Here is a 16,270-nt window from a genome sequence, read left to right as displayed (position 1 = left end):
CTAAGCTGTGAAGATCCGGCCCGTCAGATCCACACTATGACCATCGAAGAATTTGAACAACAGCGCAAGCGCCGCCTGCTGCAGGTTTTTTGGCTGACCGAAGCTATTTTGCTGATTGAAGTGGTGCACCGGCTATATGCCGGTGCTGTGCTGGCACGGGAGCTATCCGCCGCATTATTCATCGCCGCCTTACTGCTCAGTCCGGTCTGGTTGCTGGCGCAGCGGGATGCCTTAAAAGTGGCAACGCGCTGGTTGCTGATTGGGCTGACGCTGCTGGTCACAGCGCTGTTGTGGGTGTTTAGTGGCCTGTCCGATGAAGCGCTGTTGGGTTATCCCTGTATTCTGGTATTTGCTGCGCTAATGGGATTACGCCGTACTTTTTTGTGGCTGACCGCTTTTATGCTGCTGAATTTGCTGCTCATTGGGCTCAGCAATGACTTAGGCCTGGTGCAGCATCAGCCGATGCGCAGCACCATCCACTCAGGTGCGTTACTGGCGATTATCCTGCTGTTGCTGGCCAGCAGTGTCTGGCTGATGATTGGCGATTTAACCAAACTGGTGCAGGCGCTACGTTCGGAAAACCACAGAGTACATCAGTCACAACAACAAATCCGCCAGCTGATTAACCATGATTCGCTGACCCAATTACCCAATCGGGTACTGGCGCGGGAACGCTGGGAACAAGCCATGCAATGCTGCCGGCCACAAGAGCAGTGGGTCGCACTGCTGTTTATCGATTTGGATAATTTTAAGCAGGTCAATGACAACCTCGGTCATCATGCCGGCGACAAATTGTTGCAAAGCGTCGCCAGCCAGTTACGCAGCCATCTGCGCGGGTCAGATCTGGTCTGTCGCATCAGCGGCGATGAATTTCTGGTATTGGCGGAAGGTTTTCATCAACAAACTGAAGTGCAACAACTGGCGGAAAAATTGCTGGCCGCCGTGGCGACACCGGTTGAATTTGGTCATACAACTTTCAGTGCGACCTGCTCCATCGGCATCGCCATTGCCCCGCGCGACGGCACTGACTTTGATGCGCTGTGCCAGAAAGCCGACAGCGCTATGTATCAGGCCAAACATTTTGGCCGCAATCATTGGGCCTTTTACGACGCCAGTCTGGGCGCAGACAAAACCGGCACAACGCGATAAACAGCGTAAAAATGCCCGGCCAGCAGCAGATGAAACAGACCCAGTGCTGCGTCTGCAGGAAGGGGCAACAAGTTAATCAGCGGCACCGCCAGCAACAACGCTAAAGCCAGCGTCAAACTCAGTCGCACCGGCGTTTGCTGAATAAGCCGCAGCAGCGCCAGGACCAGCATGGCATCACGCAATAGGCCTGGCAACGCAGACACCGCCGGCAATAACGCCAGCACCAGCCACAATCCCCAGACGCTGCCGGGCAACTTGCCCCATAAGCGTAGCGCCGCAGCGAGATACAGCGGCATCATCCAGCCGACTGAAACCGCCGTCAGCTGCATATGCACTGGGATCACTTCAGTAACACCGGCATAACGCAGCGCGCCAACCGCCGCGTTGATAGCAATAAATCCCAAAGCAACGGCCAACACCAGCAGCCACCACTGCAGTGCCGGCGTAGTTTGCCGCTGCCGCCAACACCGCAGCGCGCATAAACCCAGCGCCATCACCAGACCAACTTCTCCTGCTACCGCCAGCCACATCATGCTGCTCCAATTCAGTCAGAAAAAAACAAGGCCCCGCAGGGCCTTGTACAACTTGTCAGAACGTCAGACCAAACTCAATGCCGTACATGCGTGGTAAACCCGGTGTCGCAATAGGCGAACCCACTGCCATCGCCTGTCCGCCGGTCTGGATGATGTATTGCTCATCCAGCGCGTTATTGATAAAAAACGCCAGGCTAAACGGATGGTTGTCGCTCTGCCAGCTCAGCCGGGTATTGACCAGGCCAAAGCCTTTAATCGAATTCAGCGCATCATTATTCAGCCCTTTCACGCTGCCTTGCTCAAACGGCAACACCGCCAGTTTCGGCCCGTCCACGCCTTCAGTGCGATCGCCGGTGTAGCTGTAAGTCAGGTTCCAGTTAAACTGGCCATTAAGACCGGCAAAATAATAATCCAGCAGCAAACTGGCCTGATCTTCCGGCATGCCGGAGATTGGCTGACCGACTTTACTGCCGCTGTTTTCCCAGCTGAAATATTGCCACTTCGTATATTCGGTGTTGAGATGGCCGTAATTGGCGGTCAGGCGTAAATCGTCAGTCACCAGCGCAATCAGCTCCAGCTCCACGCCTTTGCCTTCCGCGTCGACGTTACGCAGGTTGTAAGTCGGCACGCCACCCGGTGGGCCAACTAGTTCCAACTGCTGCAGGTTGGTATAGTCATATTGATAAGCCGACAGATTCAGCCGCACTCTGTTGTCGAGCCAGGTCGATTTGACGCCGATTTCGGTGTTTTTCACCGTTTCTTCTTTGACCGGCGCCGCTTCACCTAAGGTATTAAAACCACCGGCTTTAAAACCTTCAGCATAAGAGATGTACGTCATCAGTTCAGGCGTCCACTGATAATCCAGCACCGCCCGCGGCGTGAACTTGGACCAATCGGCATTTTGATCGGCCGATTGCGGAATAAAGGCTACGGCGAGCGGCACCTGGCCGACATTACCGAATGGCACGTTAAAGAAGTTACGCGGTACGCTATTTAAGTAAAAGTCTTTTTTATCAAAGGTATAACGACCACCCAGCGTCAAGTCCAGCTGCTCGGTCAGCGCATAAGTGCCGTCAAAATAGATCGCCGTACTGGTGGTGGTGCCTTCGTTGTCGAACTGCTCCATATGCTGGCCCATCACCTTGGTCAGGTTGGCATTAACCAGCGCATTGCCGACGCTGGCCTGCGCCTGGGCAAAGCTCATGCCCTGCATCATCAGCCGGCCAATTTCAGCGGCCACTGCCTGACGCGCCGCTGCGGTGCCCATCGTCATATAAGCACCGGCGACACCGGTACCAAGCGGCAACATTGGCACTGAACGTGGATCTGCGCCCATCTGCACCACGGCCAGCGCGTCAAACGTCAGGGTATTAAAAGTTGCCTGGGTGATTTGTTCGATATTTTCGCGAAACCAGTTGGCGCCTAAGGTCCATTTAAAATCATCGCCGTTTTGGCTTAAACGGAATTCCTGGCTCAGTTGGTTTTGGTCTTCAATCAGATTACTGGCAAAAAAAGCACGGGCAAAAGCCGAACCGTCATCTTCCATCGCATTGCCGCGGTCAAACTGGCGGTAAGCGGTCAGCGAGGTGAACTGCATGCCAGACCAATCCTGTTGATATTCAACGGATAAGCCGCCGGCTTCACGGGTTTCATGGCCTTCAAAATCGTATTCAATCGGGCCAAAAGGGTCACCGCTGCCATAAGCAGTGTTCAGCGTCACCGCCGGCCGGCCTTGCTGATCGATATTGGAAACATCAGCACGGGCGACCAGACTGGCGCCGTTGTTTAACGTGGTTTCCAGCGAGCCACGCGCCGACCAGTCATTTTGGTTGCCGTATTTGTCTTTGCTGTTTTTTACATCAAGATAACCGTCGCGTTTATTGCGGTTAATGCCGATGCGGCCATTGACGGTATCAGTCAGCGCTGCAGTGCCGGAGAATTCCATTTTCTGTTTGCCGTGGCTGCCCAGTGTTGCGCGGAACTGGCCTTCAGCATCGGCGCTGGCTGCTTTGGTGATGATATGAATAGCACCGGCGGCCGAGTTACGGCCAAACAGCGTGCCCTGAGGGCCTTTTAATACTTCCACCCGCTCAACGTCGGTGAAGTTCATATTCGAGGTGCCGCGCCGGCCGACATAGACACCGTCGATATAGACAGCGACGGCCGCATCGAGACCAATACCAAAATCGTTGGTAGAAATACCACGAATGTTAAAAGAGGTCTGCGTTGCTGTGGCGTTGTTCGTCTCCAGGCCCGGCGTGATGCGGCCTAAATCATTGACATTCACCAGGCCCATTTTATCGATGTTGTCGCGGCTAAAAGCCGTGATAGCGATCGGCACCTGCTGCATGTTTTCACTGCGTTTTTGCGCTGTGACCTGAATGATTTCCAGCCCTTCTGCTTCTGCTTTGGCGTTAGTTTGTTGTGCCTGAGCAGTCTGACTGGCCATCGCCAAACAAACTGCCAGACAAATGCGTGACAACTGCACTTTGCCCTGTTGTTTCATATCTTCCCCTGTCGTGTGGTGTGTTGGGGCTTGAGCCCCTTGTTATAGATTTTTTGTCGAGATGCCGGCCAGATGTCTGCTGTGGACAGCTGGCCGTTGTGGACGAATGTCCTTGGTATTAAGAATTTTTGCCCTGCACCAGCAAACCACTGCTATGGCCACGTGAACTACGCAACAGCGCAACACTGACCAGCAACAACCAACCAAGCGCAGGCCAGGTTGCGGCTGTACCAAACCAATACAGCGCCAGCAGCACCAACAGCAGATTTTTAGCGCATTCCAGCCAAGTTGTGTGCTGGCGTTGTTGCTGGTAATAACCAAGGCAAAATAAGCAGAACAGAATGACGGCAGCGCCAGCCCAAATAGTGACAACGCTGAAACTGCCGGCGCTCAGCAGGAAATACAGCACTAAAGCAATTAACGTCAGGTGCTGCAAAAACACATAAAGCTTTTGTGCGCCGCTTAGCGGCGTGTCAAATTTGACCTGCTGATAAGGGTTAGCGAATTTATTCGGAAACTGTTTACGCACGTCGGCCGGCCGCCAGCCGGTTTTGCTGAAAAACACTTTGAATTTGTCGGCAAAAGAGCCGGTGCGCCAGCTGTCTTTCACCAGCGCCCAATAAGTATCCAGATTGGCCCAGATCGGGTTCCAGCTTTGCAGCGGTTTGGTGATGCCAAAAATCACCGGTTCTTCCGGCAGTTCGTCCTGGAAAGTACCGAACCAGCGGTCCCACAGGATAAACACACCACCGTGGTTTTTATTCATATACAGCGGGTTTTGCGCATGATGCACCCGATGATTACTCGGCGTGACAAACACCGCTTCATACCAGTCCGGCATCCGGTTGATATGGCGCGTGTGCACCCAGAACTGATACACCAGATTCAGTGAGCCGACCGTCAACAGCACCAGTGGTTCTATGCCAATCAGCGCCAGCGGCAGATAAAAAATAAAACTGAAAAACCCGCCACTGGACTGGCGCAGCGCCGTGCTGAGGTTGTATTCCTCGCTTTGGTGATGCACCACATGGCCGGCCCAGAACAGGTTAATTTCATGGCTGATGCGGTGAAACCAGTAGTAGCAGAAGTCATAAGCAACAAAAGCAAACAGATAAACCCACAGCGCTTCAGTGCCAAGGCTCCAGGGTGCCAAATGCTGGAAAATCAGCACATACACACTAAATTGCAGGGTTTTATAGGCTAGCCCCATCACCTGGCTCATCATGCCGAGGTTCAGCGAATTAATCGCATCGTTAAAGCGGTAAGTTTGTTTTTGCGCCCGCCAGTCTAAGTAAAGTTCCAGCAGAATGAGGGATAAAAATAACGGAATGGCGAACAGGATAATATTCATAGGATACTTTTTAGTTATATGTTTAGATCCAAACTGTTCAGACCAGACTAGCCAGACCTCCGACGACTGTCCAGCCCTGAAAACGCAGATCCGATGAATTTTTTTCGCTGATTTTTCTGCTTAAAAATGAATTATCCCTACATATCAGCCCACATTCGCGGCAAATCTAAATCAGTTAAGATGCATGTATCAAGGCCTGTGGCTGATGATCAAAGCCGTGCGTATCGTGTGGGATGCCGGACCACAACCTCGCTTTGCTGGCCCGGCAAACACGGAGCGTTTTTACAAAGCCAAATCAGGCACAGGTAAATCGATCTGCTGCTGACTGACCTTGCCTGTGCTGATAAATTGCTGCATCAGTGCAAGCACCTGCGGCGAGCTTTCCAGCAGGTTATGCCCGCCGTAACGCACTGTCACTTGCTGACGGGCGGATAAGCCGGCGACAGCTTGCTGTTGTTCTGCCAGATAAGTGCGGCCATCCAGCGTGCCACTGAGCACCAGCGTCGGAATGGCATGGCGGGCTTCCTGACGGAATGCATCACCCAAATCCAGTCCCGGCACTGTGCCGTTGAGCTGCGGCATCGGGAAATTCAGCATACCGCCCAACAGCGCCGTCGACTGTTGTTGCTGGTATTGCTGCAGACGGGGCGCTGAGATGCCGGACGCGACATCCATCAGCAATGACATCGGTTGCAGTTCAATTGGCCCTGCCATGAACCCATCGAGCAGGCCAGTCCCCAGAATCTGTTCCAGTACCGGCTTCATCGCCTCTGGCTGCGCTTTTAAACCCTGATACAACTGCAGCAATCGCCCCATCCGCTGGTTCGGGTCAGCCAACGACATCGACGTCAGCATTTGCAAATGCAGGCGCTGAAACAAAAATTCGCGGCTGCTGCCATCGGCCTGCTTCAGTTGCAGTGCAAGCGGTGTTTGCTCCAGTTGCTGCAGTACTTGCTGCATTAAACCGGCAATATCGGGAAAACGCGCCAGCAATGCCGGGTTCTGTGCAATCAGCTGCTGCAAACGCTGGAAGTACAGCTGGGTCTCTGCCGGCAGTTTGACCGTCTGATCCAGACCTTCGACACTGGCCAGTACCAGTTTATCCAGCCGCTCGGGGAACAGTTTGCTGGCCGCCAGTGCCAGATGGGTGCCATAGGAGATGCCCCATAATGTCAGTTTGTCCGCGCCCAGATGCTGGCGCAACGCATCGAGATCAAGCGCATTCTGCACTGTGGTATAACCCAGCAAATCAACGCCTTGCTGCTGCCAACGCTGTTGACACTCGGCTGCAGCCTGCTGATACAACGCGGCAAATTGCGGCTCGTTGATACGCTGATGAGTCGGCACCAGCACAGACGACTGGCATGGCTTGATATCAGCAGATAAGCCGGTGCCACGTTGATCCAACGCAATCACATCGGCCTGCGCGGTCAGACCGGTAAATAGTGGAAAACGCGGGCCCTTGGCGGTATGGATGCCAGAACCTCCGGGGCCACCGGACAAGTAAACAATTGGCGCGCCCGGTTGCTTCGTTGTCGCCGGAAAGCGCACATACTGCAATTTCAGCAAGCGGCTACCGGCGCGCTGCCGGTTCTCCGGCACTAAAAAGAAGCCGCGATAAGCGTCAGTGCTTTCGCCATTGCCGGCAGTGAAGCGAAATGCCGTTTCATTGGCGTAGCGCACTGGTGCTGCCCCCGCAGCCAGAACTTGCGCACTGTGACCAGCCAGCAGCAACAGCGTGGTGGCCAGAACAAAAACCGGCCGGACCGGGCGGCGGGACAAACTGCTTGTCTTGAGACATTTCAATAACATAACATGCACTCCTTGGTTAACTTTCCTGCAGTAAAACAAGGCCGGAGCTGCATCGCGAGCAGACATCTGCCAACGGTAGGATGTATCACTGCGACGGCGCTGAACGGTGGTGTTTTTTCCGCTAAACGGCAGCGCTTTTTTGCCACCGGAGCCATCCATGCCAACCTATGCCCTGCCCCAAATGCCTCTTGCGCGCAACAGTGCGGTGGCGCTGATACTGATCATCCTGCTCGGCTGTTTTGCCTGGGTGTTAAGCCAACCCCGTGCACTGCCGCAACTACAGGCGTTAGGCATTCAGGCCTGGTGTGATGCTGAGCAAGTCCGCACTTTACCCGCCAGTTTCAGTGCTGCAGGCTGTCAGTCACAGGCAACACAGCCAGCCGATCCACAAGGCAGGTTGTTATGGCTGGAACTGCCGTTTGAACTGCCATCCGGCGCCACAGCACAACCACTGGCGCTGTTTATCTTCGCCAAAGCGTCCAGCGCAGTGTATTTAAACGGCCAGTTAGTCGGTCAGAACGGCCAGCCCGGTGTCGCTGCAAGCGAAATTCCCGGGCAGATGGACAGCCAGATTTACTTACCGCCAACGCAGCTTCGCACCGGCAGTAACCAACTGGTGCTGTTGATGTCGGCCCAACAAGGCTGGTTCAAACTGGCGCAACCTATTCATTTTATTGGCATTGGTCCCTACGGCAATGTCAATGCTTACCTGCAGCAATACACCGGACTCGGTTTGTTGATCCTGGGTGTGTTATGCACCGGTCTGTTGTATTTCAGTACGCTGGCATTGCTGGGCAGCAGCACCGCAGTCAGCGGTCCTGCCGAGCCTGCAATTGCTACCCGTGGACAAGATGCATTGCTGGCGCTGTTGAGTCTTTGTGCTGCGGCGCAGCTAGGGCTGGAAATGAGCCGGGGCCTGCTCGGTTATCCTTATCCGCTGCATGAGCTGCGGCTGTGCGCCATTTTGTTGTGTGCCTGCGGCTTCGGTTTTGCGTTGTTGTGGTTAACGCTGCTGCGTTATCAGCCCGCGCTCTGGCGTTTCTGGACGCTTTTGACTGTGCTGGTACTGCTGCCTTTGCTGTGGTGGCTGGACAGCTTTGATGCACGCATTGCCATCGCGACTTTATTGCCGGCGGCATTGGCGGCCTGTATCGCCGGCGTCCGCTGGTATCAGGCAGACCACCAGGATGCAACAAGCACAGCAGGCGCCGGCAGCAGTGCGGTATTACTGCTGCTTTATGTCGGTTCCGCAGTGGTGTTGAACGGTATTTTTCAGGAAATTTTAGCGTTTTTGCTGGTAACTTTGTTGCTCTGTGGCCTCTTTGTCGAGCAGGCGCTGCAACGTCAGCAACAGCTCAGACAACAGCTGACCGACCAACAGCTGATCCTGCAACTTCAACTGCAATTACAACAACATCAAAGCACTGCGCCAAAAGCCAGTTTGACCATAACCAGTGCCGGCAAGGTGCAGCGGCTGTTGGCCGACGATATCGCCTATTGTCAGGCTGCGCGGGATTACACCGAGATCTGGCAGACCGATGGCCGGCAACATTTATATAGCGGCACCATCAAAGCGCTGGAGCAGGAATTACCCGGCCACTTTATCCGCGTGCACCGCTCATATCTGGTCAACGCACATCAGGTCCGGCAATTTCGCACCACCACAGATAGCGACAGCGGCAGTGGCGCCGTATTAATTCTGGCCAGTGGGCAACAAGTCCCGGTCAGCCGGCGCTTAATCCCCGCGGTGCGCAGTGCCATGCTGACGCCAGCGACTGGGACTGGTTAGCCGCCAAACCTTGCCGAATCACCACAAAGCCCTGCCACGCTGCAAGAAAGGGCTAACAACAGCGGTGGCGCAATGCCCCGGCGAATCAACGCGCTGTCATTGGCCCTGCTGTAACTGCAAACGGCGACTCTGCACCGGGCCTAAATAACCCGGTGCTAAACCACCGGTATCAATCAGGATTTTTTGCAGCACCACTGCCGGGTCGACCAGATAGACCCTTAGTTGATGCAGGCCCGCAGTCTTCACCTGCAATGGCATTCGCAGGATGCGGATATTATCCAGCACCGACTGTTGCCAGAGCTTGTCGTCATAATCTGCCATCAGGTCGAGCAGCTGTGGCGCTGCGTCATTCAGCGCCAGCGCGAGGCGCACACCACGGCCCGGTGTGATTTGCAGCGCTGGCGACAGCTGCAGCTGCAAAGTAAATTCACCGGCTTGCTGGAAATACAGCGGGAACTGCAGCTGTGGTGCTTGTTTGATAACGGCCGGACTTAAATCGGCAAGATGATCCGGTAGTGTCACTGCCACCATACTGCCAGCCTGTTCGGCCATTAAAAACCGGCCAAGACCTGCTACCTGCTGCCAATAGCGTTCGGCTGTATTGCCAGTGACCAGCGCACTGCTGGCGTTGATGGCAATATAACCATCAGCGTCGGCAAAAGGCGCGGTCGCAGCCGAAGCCAAGGCAGCTTTCAGCACGGGCGCTTGTGCGGCCGGGCTATCCAGTGCCGTCACTTTGACTTTGGCCCAGCCATAACCGGTGCCTTTGACCCAGACCTCGGCCTGATTCAGTCCCGGCTGGGTTTTGCGCCAGTCGATGCTGACGCGAAGTGGATAGGACTCAGCCACCTCACCTTGTTGCGCGCTGATCTGCAGCCAGTCGGTTGCAGCCTTACCGGCGCCAACTACTTTGGCTGCAAACGAAAAAGGCTGGCTACCACGGTTAAAAATCTCAATAACCCGTTGCTGCGTGCCTAAACGGTCAAAGCGCGGCAGCGTCAGGCTTTGCCCGAGGTCATCACTTTGTGGCCAACTTGTACCAGAGCCTTCAGCCACCACGCCCATATCGGCCGGCGTGATCGGCTGATTCGTCAGCACCACCGGCATGGTATTGGCTTCCGGATTGCGCCAATACGCCAAGCCAATATGCGGCTGCGCCATCAGCTGATCCCAGCGGCCAGGCTGGCCCGCTGGCGCGCCAAGCTGGTGATAACGTGCCGTCAGTGCCGCATCACGTGCAAACCAGCGTTTGACTTCCGCCGCAGCGGTATTGGTTTCGCGCCGGCCTTGCTCGGCCCACACCTGATTACGCGCCGTTGCGTGATACAGCTCAAACAACGCCTGCGTGGCCTGCACCGGATGGTCAACCAGCTGAATAAAAGCATCCTGCTGATTTTGCGGCAGTTTGGCCAGTAATGCGGTCGAACGAGCGGCCAGATCTGCCAGTTCCCTGCTGACCCGCGCCGCTTCGTTGTTGGCCAATAGCGGATAACTCTGCGCTGTCATGGCTTCGGGCCGGCGCCGGCCATTGTGGCGGCTATAACCTTCTAATAAATAGGCGATTTCTTCGGCGTGCTCAGCACCAAACTGCTGCGCAGCAAAATCGCGGGCATAAAGTTCGAGGTTGCCGGCATTAAACTGCGTCGGGTTCCAGGCCATCCGCAGGAAAAAGTCGATCGGATATTCCATCGGTTTTAAATCGCCGACATTGACTATCCAGATGCGGTTCGCCTGATAACGTGAGGCCAAATCCATTTGCTGCCAGATTTTGGCAATAGGTGTCGAGTTAATCCAGGTGTAAGAACGTGGCCCGCCGACATAATCAAAATGATAATAAACCCCGGCACCGCCACTGCGGCTGCGCTCATCAAAGGTCGGCAAACGACGTAAATGGCCGAAGTTATCGTCGGACCACAGCAAAGTCACATCGTCCGGCACCCGCATGCCGCGTTCGTAAAACCCCTGCACTTCTTTATATAAAGCCCAGACTTGCGGCACTGTACTGATGCCCCGACCTTTAAAGGTTTCAGCCAGAATTTGCCGCTGATCGGCGACAATGCGCTCTAAAAGACCGATATTTTCGCCTTCGCTCATCGGCTCATCTTCTTGCCCGCGCATGCCAAGTGTGAAGATGCTCTCTAAGTTTTTATGCCGCTTCGCGCCCTGCTGCCAGAACTGATAAATAGCGTCGCGGTTTTTTGAATATTCCCAAGGGCCTTTGCCATAGCGGTTCCATTCTTTGTCGGCGCGCATCATCGGCTCGTGGTGACTGGTACTCATCACAATGCCCATTTCGTCGGCAAGCAATGCGTTTTTGGCGTCGTCGTCGGCAAAGGCGTTGTTCCACATCGCCGGCCAAAGGAAATTGGCTTTAAGCCGCAGCAACAGTTCAAACACCTGCTGATAAAACTTGTGGTTGTAGCCACCGTATTTTTGCAAAACCCAGCTGGTTAACGCCGGGTATTCGTCGTTGAGGAAAATACCGCGGTATTTGACCTTCGGCGCGTCGACTTTCAGCGTTCCGGCTTTGATATACAGCACCTTGCTGGTTTTTACCGGCACATCGGCCCACCAGACCCAGGGCGATACGCCGATTTGCTCAGCTAAATCATAAACCCCAAAAATGGCGCCGCGTTTGTCGCTGCCGGCAATCACCAATGCCTGACGGATACCGGGCAGCGGCGCCTGCACCAAGTTGATTTGAAAGGCTTCCCAGCGGCCCTGGATGGCGCTGACATCGAGTTTGCCGCGCTGAACTAAATCTTTCAGCAAGGCCGATTGGTCCAGACTGCCGATAATCAGCGCCAGACCTGAGCCCGCATCTGCGGTCACCTTGTGAAAAACCGGCAACTGCCGGTCTGTGACTTTGTCGATGTCCTGCTGCAAAGTGGCAACGGCGCGCTGCAAACCTTTGTGGTCATGCCGGTCCAGCAGTATTTGCGCCTGTTGCTTGTCGCCAACCAGCGCAAAATCAGCAGGGCTGCTGGCTTGAGTCAGGACATAAGGCGCAGCGGCAACTTCAGGCTCGGCGGCTAAAACCAGGCCGCCGCTGCACAACAGGCCGAACACCGCTGCAACAAAGACAGACCGCAGCCATCGCATCAGGGTTTATCCGCCACAGCAACCGTATTCAGCAGCGCAGGTTCCAGCCGGCTATGCATACCAAGCATGGTGCCGACAAAACCTTTAGCGACCTGAGTGCTAAGGATTTTGCCATCAAACACCGCACCTTGCGGGCTGCTTAACAGCTGCCATTTCGCATGCTCTCCACCCGCGCCACCCAGCGCATAAAAGAACCGCACTTCGCCTTTATCACCGCTGATCTTCAGCTGGATTTGATGGTGCGCAGCCTTCACCACCAGGCTCACCAGTTGTTGTGGCGCAGCCCCTGCGGCTTGTTCGAGGAAAATCTCAGCACCATCAGCATTGCGGCGCACGCCGAGATAATAGTGATATTGCTCATTCTGAAAGGCGACTAAACCCGCAGAGCTGCCAGCAGCTGGCACTGTCAGTGCGGTGCTGGCGTCATAATGCAGATGTTGCTGCCGCCGCGCGACAAAAGCCGGTTGCTCCAGCGTGGCCAGCGAAGCGGCCGGGTTTAACTGTAACTGCTGACCATCCAACTGTAATTTGGCCTTGCTGTGTTCACGCAGTTGATACCAGTGTTTGGATAAAATGGACGTGGTGAAATCATCGCGCCAGCTGAAATTACCCGTCAGCGGGTCAGCGACTTTGGGCATTTTACCGACAAGACTCGCCGGCAACGCCGGTCGCATTGGCAGCACTTCGCCTTGCGGCAGAATCATCGGCCAGCCGTCTTGCCAGCTCACCGGCAATAAAAAGGTCTCACGACCGGCATTAAAATATTGCTCATCATAAGCGCGCGTCGCCAGAAACACCGCCCACCAAGTGCCGTCCGCCAGCTGGACAAAATCAGCATGGCCAGCCGTCGTCACCGGATCTGGCCGGTTCGGTGCCAAATCGCGTTGCGTCAGAATTGGGTTTTTCTCCCAGGGCACAAATGGCTCATTCAGGCTTTTGCTGCGAAACACCACTTCGGAATGCTGGTCGGCGGTGCCGCCTTCAGCGCAAATCAGATAGTACCAACCGTTGTGTTTAATCAGGTGCGGCGCTTCAATCCAGATTGGTTTTTTCGCCAAATCGACACCGCCATTGACCAGCAGTTTTTTCGAATCTTTCAGCACAGCTTTTTGCAGCGGGTCGTATTGCCACAGCCAGATAGCGCGATGGCCTTCGTACAAGGCTTCACCAGGTGCTTCAGCATTGTGGGTGATATAGATTTTGCCGTCGTCATCAAAAAAGATATCCGGGTCAATACCTGGCACTTCCGGCAACCAAATCGGGTCCGACCAGGGGCCGGCCGGATCTGTTGCGGTCATGATGAAATTGCCGCCTTTGGTGGTTTGGGTCGCGACTGTGGTGTTGATCAGATAAAACACACCGTCGTGATAACGGATGGTTGGCGCGTAAATGCCCTGCGAAATTTGCTGGCCACGCATATCAAACTGCGAATCCCGTTCCAGTGCATGACCAATCAGCTGCCAATTGACTAAGTCTTTACTGTGCAAAATCGGCAAACCCGGCGTCATGACAAAAGACGACACCGCCATATAAAAATCTTCGCTGCCGTCGGCATTGGTTCTTTTAGTGATCGTCGGGTCCGGGAAATAACCGGCCAGTACCGGGTTCTGGTAAGTGCCGGCGGTCAAAGGCGTGGCGAACTCAGGGTCGCGGCCTTCGTAACTAAACCAGTCAAAAACCGCAGCTGCAGGCGCGGTTTGTGCAGCTTGAACAACAGGCGTTGTCGTCGCGGCCGGGGCAGCCATGTTGGCATCCTGACAGGCCCCAAGTTGCAGACCAAACAAAGCGATGGTGCTGAGTTTTTCAACTAACTTCAATGAGTAATTCATCAGTGTATCTCCATTTTTCCTGATGAATTAGAAGGAAAAAACCGCCTGACAGCAATGCTCGGGCTGTTATGAAAACACATCAGCACTGTGCGATTTTTGGCCGGAGATGAAGTGTCATTCCAGGTCGCCGCAAATTGATTGTTCATTGTGACAGCTCCCCAAAGCATATTGTCAGACGCACAACACAGGCATAATATGCGCATAACACAGGCAAAAACCGAGGTAACCATGAATATCACATTGGGTACAGAGTTTGAAAAACGCATCAATGAAAAAATCGCTTCTGGTTTGTACACCTCGGCCAGTGAAGTGATCCGTGACGGATTACGTTTATTGTTTGAGAAAGATATGTTGAAACAACAACAGCTTGAAATTCTCAGACAAGAAGTAGCAAGAGGCTTTGACCAACTTTCCGTTGGCGAATCAACGTCAAAAAGTGCCTTAGATATTTTTGCAGAAGTAAGCTCTGAATCTAATGGCTAACTACCGGCTGTCGGCGCTGGCAGAGGCCGATCTCAGAGGGATTGCTGCAACTGCAATCAGCCGTTGGGGAACAACCCAAGCCAGAGCTTATCTGGCAGATTTGGATAAAACCTTATGCATGTTGGCGTTGCAGCCCGAATTGGGCCGACAACGCGACGAGATAGCGCCCGGCGCGCGGAGCTTTCCATGTGGCAAACATATCTTGTTTTACCGCTTCGCATCTTCAGACGGTATTCGACCAGACGGAATTGAAGTAGCACGGGTTCTCCATCAGCACATGGATGTATTGCACCAATTTAACGATGAGTTTTAAACCCGGCACCTCACTATTTAATGGCCGGCATTTTTATGCGGCCACTCCCCCTCCTCAATCATTCACCGCCTGATCAACAAAAGCTTCACCGCGTGCCATGCGGTATTCTTTTGGCGTCTGGCCGAAGTGGCGTTTAAACACTGCGTACATATATTGCAGCGACGGGTAACCGCATAAATTGGCAATTTCAGTCGGGTTCACTTGCGTATCCAGCAGCATTTTGCAGGCGCGGGTCAGCTTCTGATTGTGTAGTTCAGTGTGAATCGAATGGCCGCGTTCAGTGCGAAACCGTTGCTCGAGGTTCGAGCGCGAAATGCCGACAAAATCAGTCACTTGCTCGACTTTGACGCCACGGCTGGCGTTGCGGCGAATGTAGTGCATCGCCTGGATCACATAAGGATCACGCAGCGCTTTAAAGTCGGTGGATTGGCGCGACGCCACGCCAACCGGCGCTACCAGAATGCGTTTGCGGCCAACATCGATGTTATTAAGCTGCGTGTGCAGCAATTTCGCTGCCTGATAACCCATCTCGAAACAGCCTTGAGTCACCGAACTTAAGCTGATGCGGCTTAAATAACGGGCGATGTCATCATCGTCGATACCGATGATGGCGATATTGTCCGGCACTATGATGCCGACATGCTCACAAGCCTGCAGCAGATGGCGGGCGCGCGAATCGGTGACGGCGATAATGCCGATGGGTTTGGGTAAGGATTGGATCCAGTCAGTCAGCCGGTTCATCGCGTATTGCCAGGTCTCCGGCCGGGTGCAATGGCCGCTGTAAATTTGGCAATCGTAACCGTCTTTGGCGGTCAGTTTTTTGATGGCGTTTTCACGCTCGGCCGCCCAGCGATGGTTTTCGTCGGCTGGCACACTGTAAAAGGCAAAACGGTCCAGCCCTTTGCGTTTTAAGTGCTCATAAGCCGCCTGCACCAGCGCAAAGTTATCGGTGGCGACATAAGGCACCGGCGGATAATCCTGCGCATTGGCATAAGAGCCGCCAACACCGACCAGCGGTTTGTCGGTGCCGGCTAAGGCGCGCTGGATATTCATGTCGTCGAAGTCAGCGATAATACCGTCGCCGCCCCATTCCTGAATATGCTCCAGCCGGCATAAAAAGTCTTCTTCGAGGTACACATCCCAGTCGACTTTCGACGACTGCAGATAATGCCCAATACCTTCAATCACCTGTCGATCGTACACTTTGTTTGCGTTAAACAGCAGCGTAATACTGTGTTTTGCCTTGAACATAATTCCACCGTCTTTATCTTTTTTGGTTATCAGTAAAATCGTCTTATCCGCTCAGATAATAGACTGCACCATCGCCAGACTGGAAGACGAAAACAGAATTCAACAGCAAATTATGAATTTTCATAATTGCTGCGATGACGTCAAACCCCAAG

At 54.1% G+C, this 16,270-nt stretch carries 11 protein-coding genes; 4 read left to right on the top strand and 7 right to left on the bottom strand.

What is annotated here, in order from left to right; genetic code table 11:
* Positions 1-36: 36 nt before the first annotated feature.
* Entirely contained in the window at positions 37-1,149 is a 1,113-nt protein-coding gene (locus tag ABNT34_RS17275) for a GGDEF domain-containing protein (protein ID WP_348733855.1), read from the top strand.
* On the opposite strand, the gene ABNT34_RS17270 is transcribed toward ABNT34_RS17275, so the two are convergent.
* The 4 genes from ABNT34_RS17270 to ABNT34_RS17255 all read right to left on the bottom strand — a co-directional run bounded on the left by ABNT34_RS17270 (position 1,104) and on the right by ABNT34_RS17255 (position 7,351).
* Positions 1,104-1,679, bottom strand: a complete 576-nt coding sequence (locus ABNT34_RS17270) for a hypothetical protein (RefSeq protein ID WP_348733853.1) — start codon at positions 1,677-1,679, stop codon at positions 1,104-1,106. The two genes, ABNT34_RS17275 and ABNT34_RS17270, sit on opposite strands and share 46 nt — an antisense overlap.
* 58 nt (positions 1,680-1,737) lie before the next feature.
* The gene (locus ABNT34_RS17265; protein WP_348733851.1) at positions 1,738-4,188 is read right to left on the bottom strand and encodes a TonB-dependent receptor; all 2,451 of its coding nucleotides are present in this window, start codon (positions 4,186-4,188) and stop codon (positions 1,738-1,740) included.
* A 118-nt stretch (positions 4,189-4,306) separates the two neighbouring features.
* Positions 4,307-5,539 (bottom strand): sterol desaturase family protein, encoded by a 1,233-nt coding sequence (locus ABNT34_RS17260; RefSeq protein ID WP_348733849.1) that lies wholly within the window; start codon positions 5,537-5,539, stop codon positions 4,307-4,309.
* A gap of 282 nt (positions 5,540-5,821) precedes the next feature.
* Positions 5,822-7,351, bottom strand: coding sequence for an alpha/beta hydrolase (locus ABNT34_RS17255; protein ID WP_348733847.1), 1,530 nt, complete (start codon positions 7,349-7,351; stop codon positions 5,822-5,824).
* Between the two features lie 157 nt (positions 7,352-7,508).
* Between ABNT34_RS17255 and ABNT34_RS17250 the strand changes: the two genes are divergently transcribed.
* Positions 7,509-9,140, top strand: a complete 1,632-nt coding sequence (locus tag ABNT34_RS17250) for a LytTR family DNA-binding domain-containing protein (RefSeq protein WP_348733845.1) — start codon at positions 7,509-7,511, stop codon at positions 9,138-9,140.
* 96 nt (positions 9,141-9,236) lie between these two features.
* On the opposite strand, the gene ABNT34_RS17245 is transcribed toward ABNT34_RS17250, so the two are convergent.
* Positions 9,237-12,242 (bottom strand): glycosyl hydrolase 115 family protein, encoded by a 3,006-nt coding sequence (locus ABNT34_RS17245; protein WP_348733843.1) that lies wholly within the window; start codon positions 12,240-12,242, stop codon positions 9,237-9,239.
* Positions 12,242-14,071, bottom strand: coding sequence for a glycoside hydrolase family 43 protein (locus ABNT34_RS17240; protein ID WP_348733841.1), 1,830 nt, complete (start codon positions 14,069-14,071; stop codon positions 12,242-12,244). The genes ABNT34_RS17245 and ABNT34_RS17240 overlap by 1 nt, the downstream gene beginning before the upstream one ends.
* A 228-nt stretch (positions 14,072-14,299) precedes the next feature.
* On the opposite strand from ABNT34_RS17240, the gene ABNT34_RS17235 reads away from it, so the two are divergent.
* A complete protein-coding gene (locus tag ABNT34_RS17235) occupies positions 14,300-14,554 on the top strand; it encodes a type II toxin-antitoxin system ParD family antitoxin (RefSeq protein WP_348733839.1) in 255 nt (84 codons plus the stop codon).
* Positions 14,547-14,867 carry a type II toxin-antitoxin system RelE/ParE family toxin gene (locus tag ABNT34_RS17230; protein ID WP_348733837.1) on the top strand — a complete coding sequence of 107 codons (321 nt, stop codon included), beginning with the start codon at positions 14,547-14,549 and terminating at the stop codon, positions 14,865-14,867. The genes ABNT34_RS17235 and ABNT34_RS17230 overlap by 8 nt, the downstream gene beginning before the upstream one ends.
* Before the next feature lie 54 nt (positions 14,868-14,921).
* Here ABNT34_RS17230 and ABNT34_RS17225 read toward each other — a convergent pair whose 3' ends face one another.
* The gene (locus ABNT34_RS17225) at positions 14,922-16,118 is read right to left on the bottom strand and encodes a DNA-binding transcriptional regulator (RefSeq protein ID WP_348733835.1); all 1,197 of its coding nucleotides are present in this window, start codon (positions 16,116-16,118) and stop codon (positions 14,922-14,924) included.
* Positions 16,119-16,270 lie beyond the last annotated feature (152 nt).

It is taken from the genome of Rheinheimera texasensis (assembly GCF_964031785.1).
GTDB classification, from domain to species: Bacteria; Pseudomonadota; Gammaproteobacteria; order Enterobacterales; family Alteromonadaceae; genus Pararheinheimera; species Pararheinheimera texasensis_A.
This window is presented reverse-complemented; position numbering and strand designations above follow the sequence as displayed.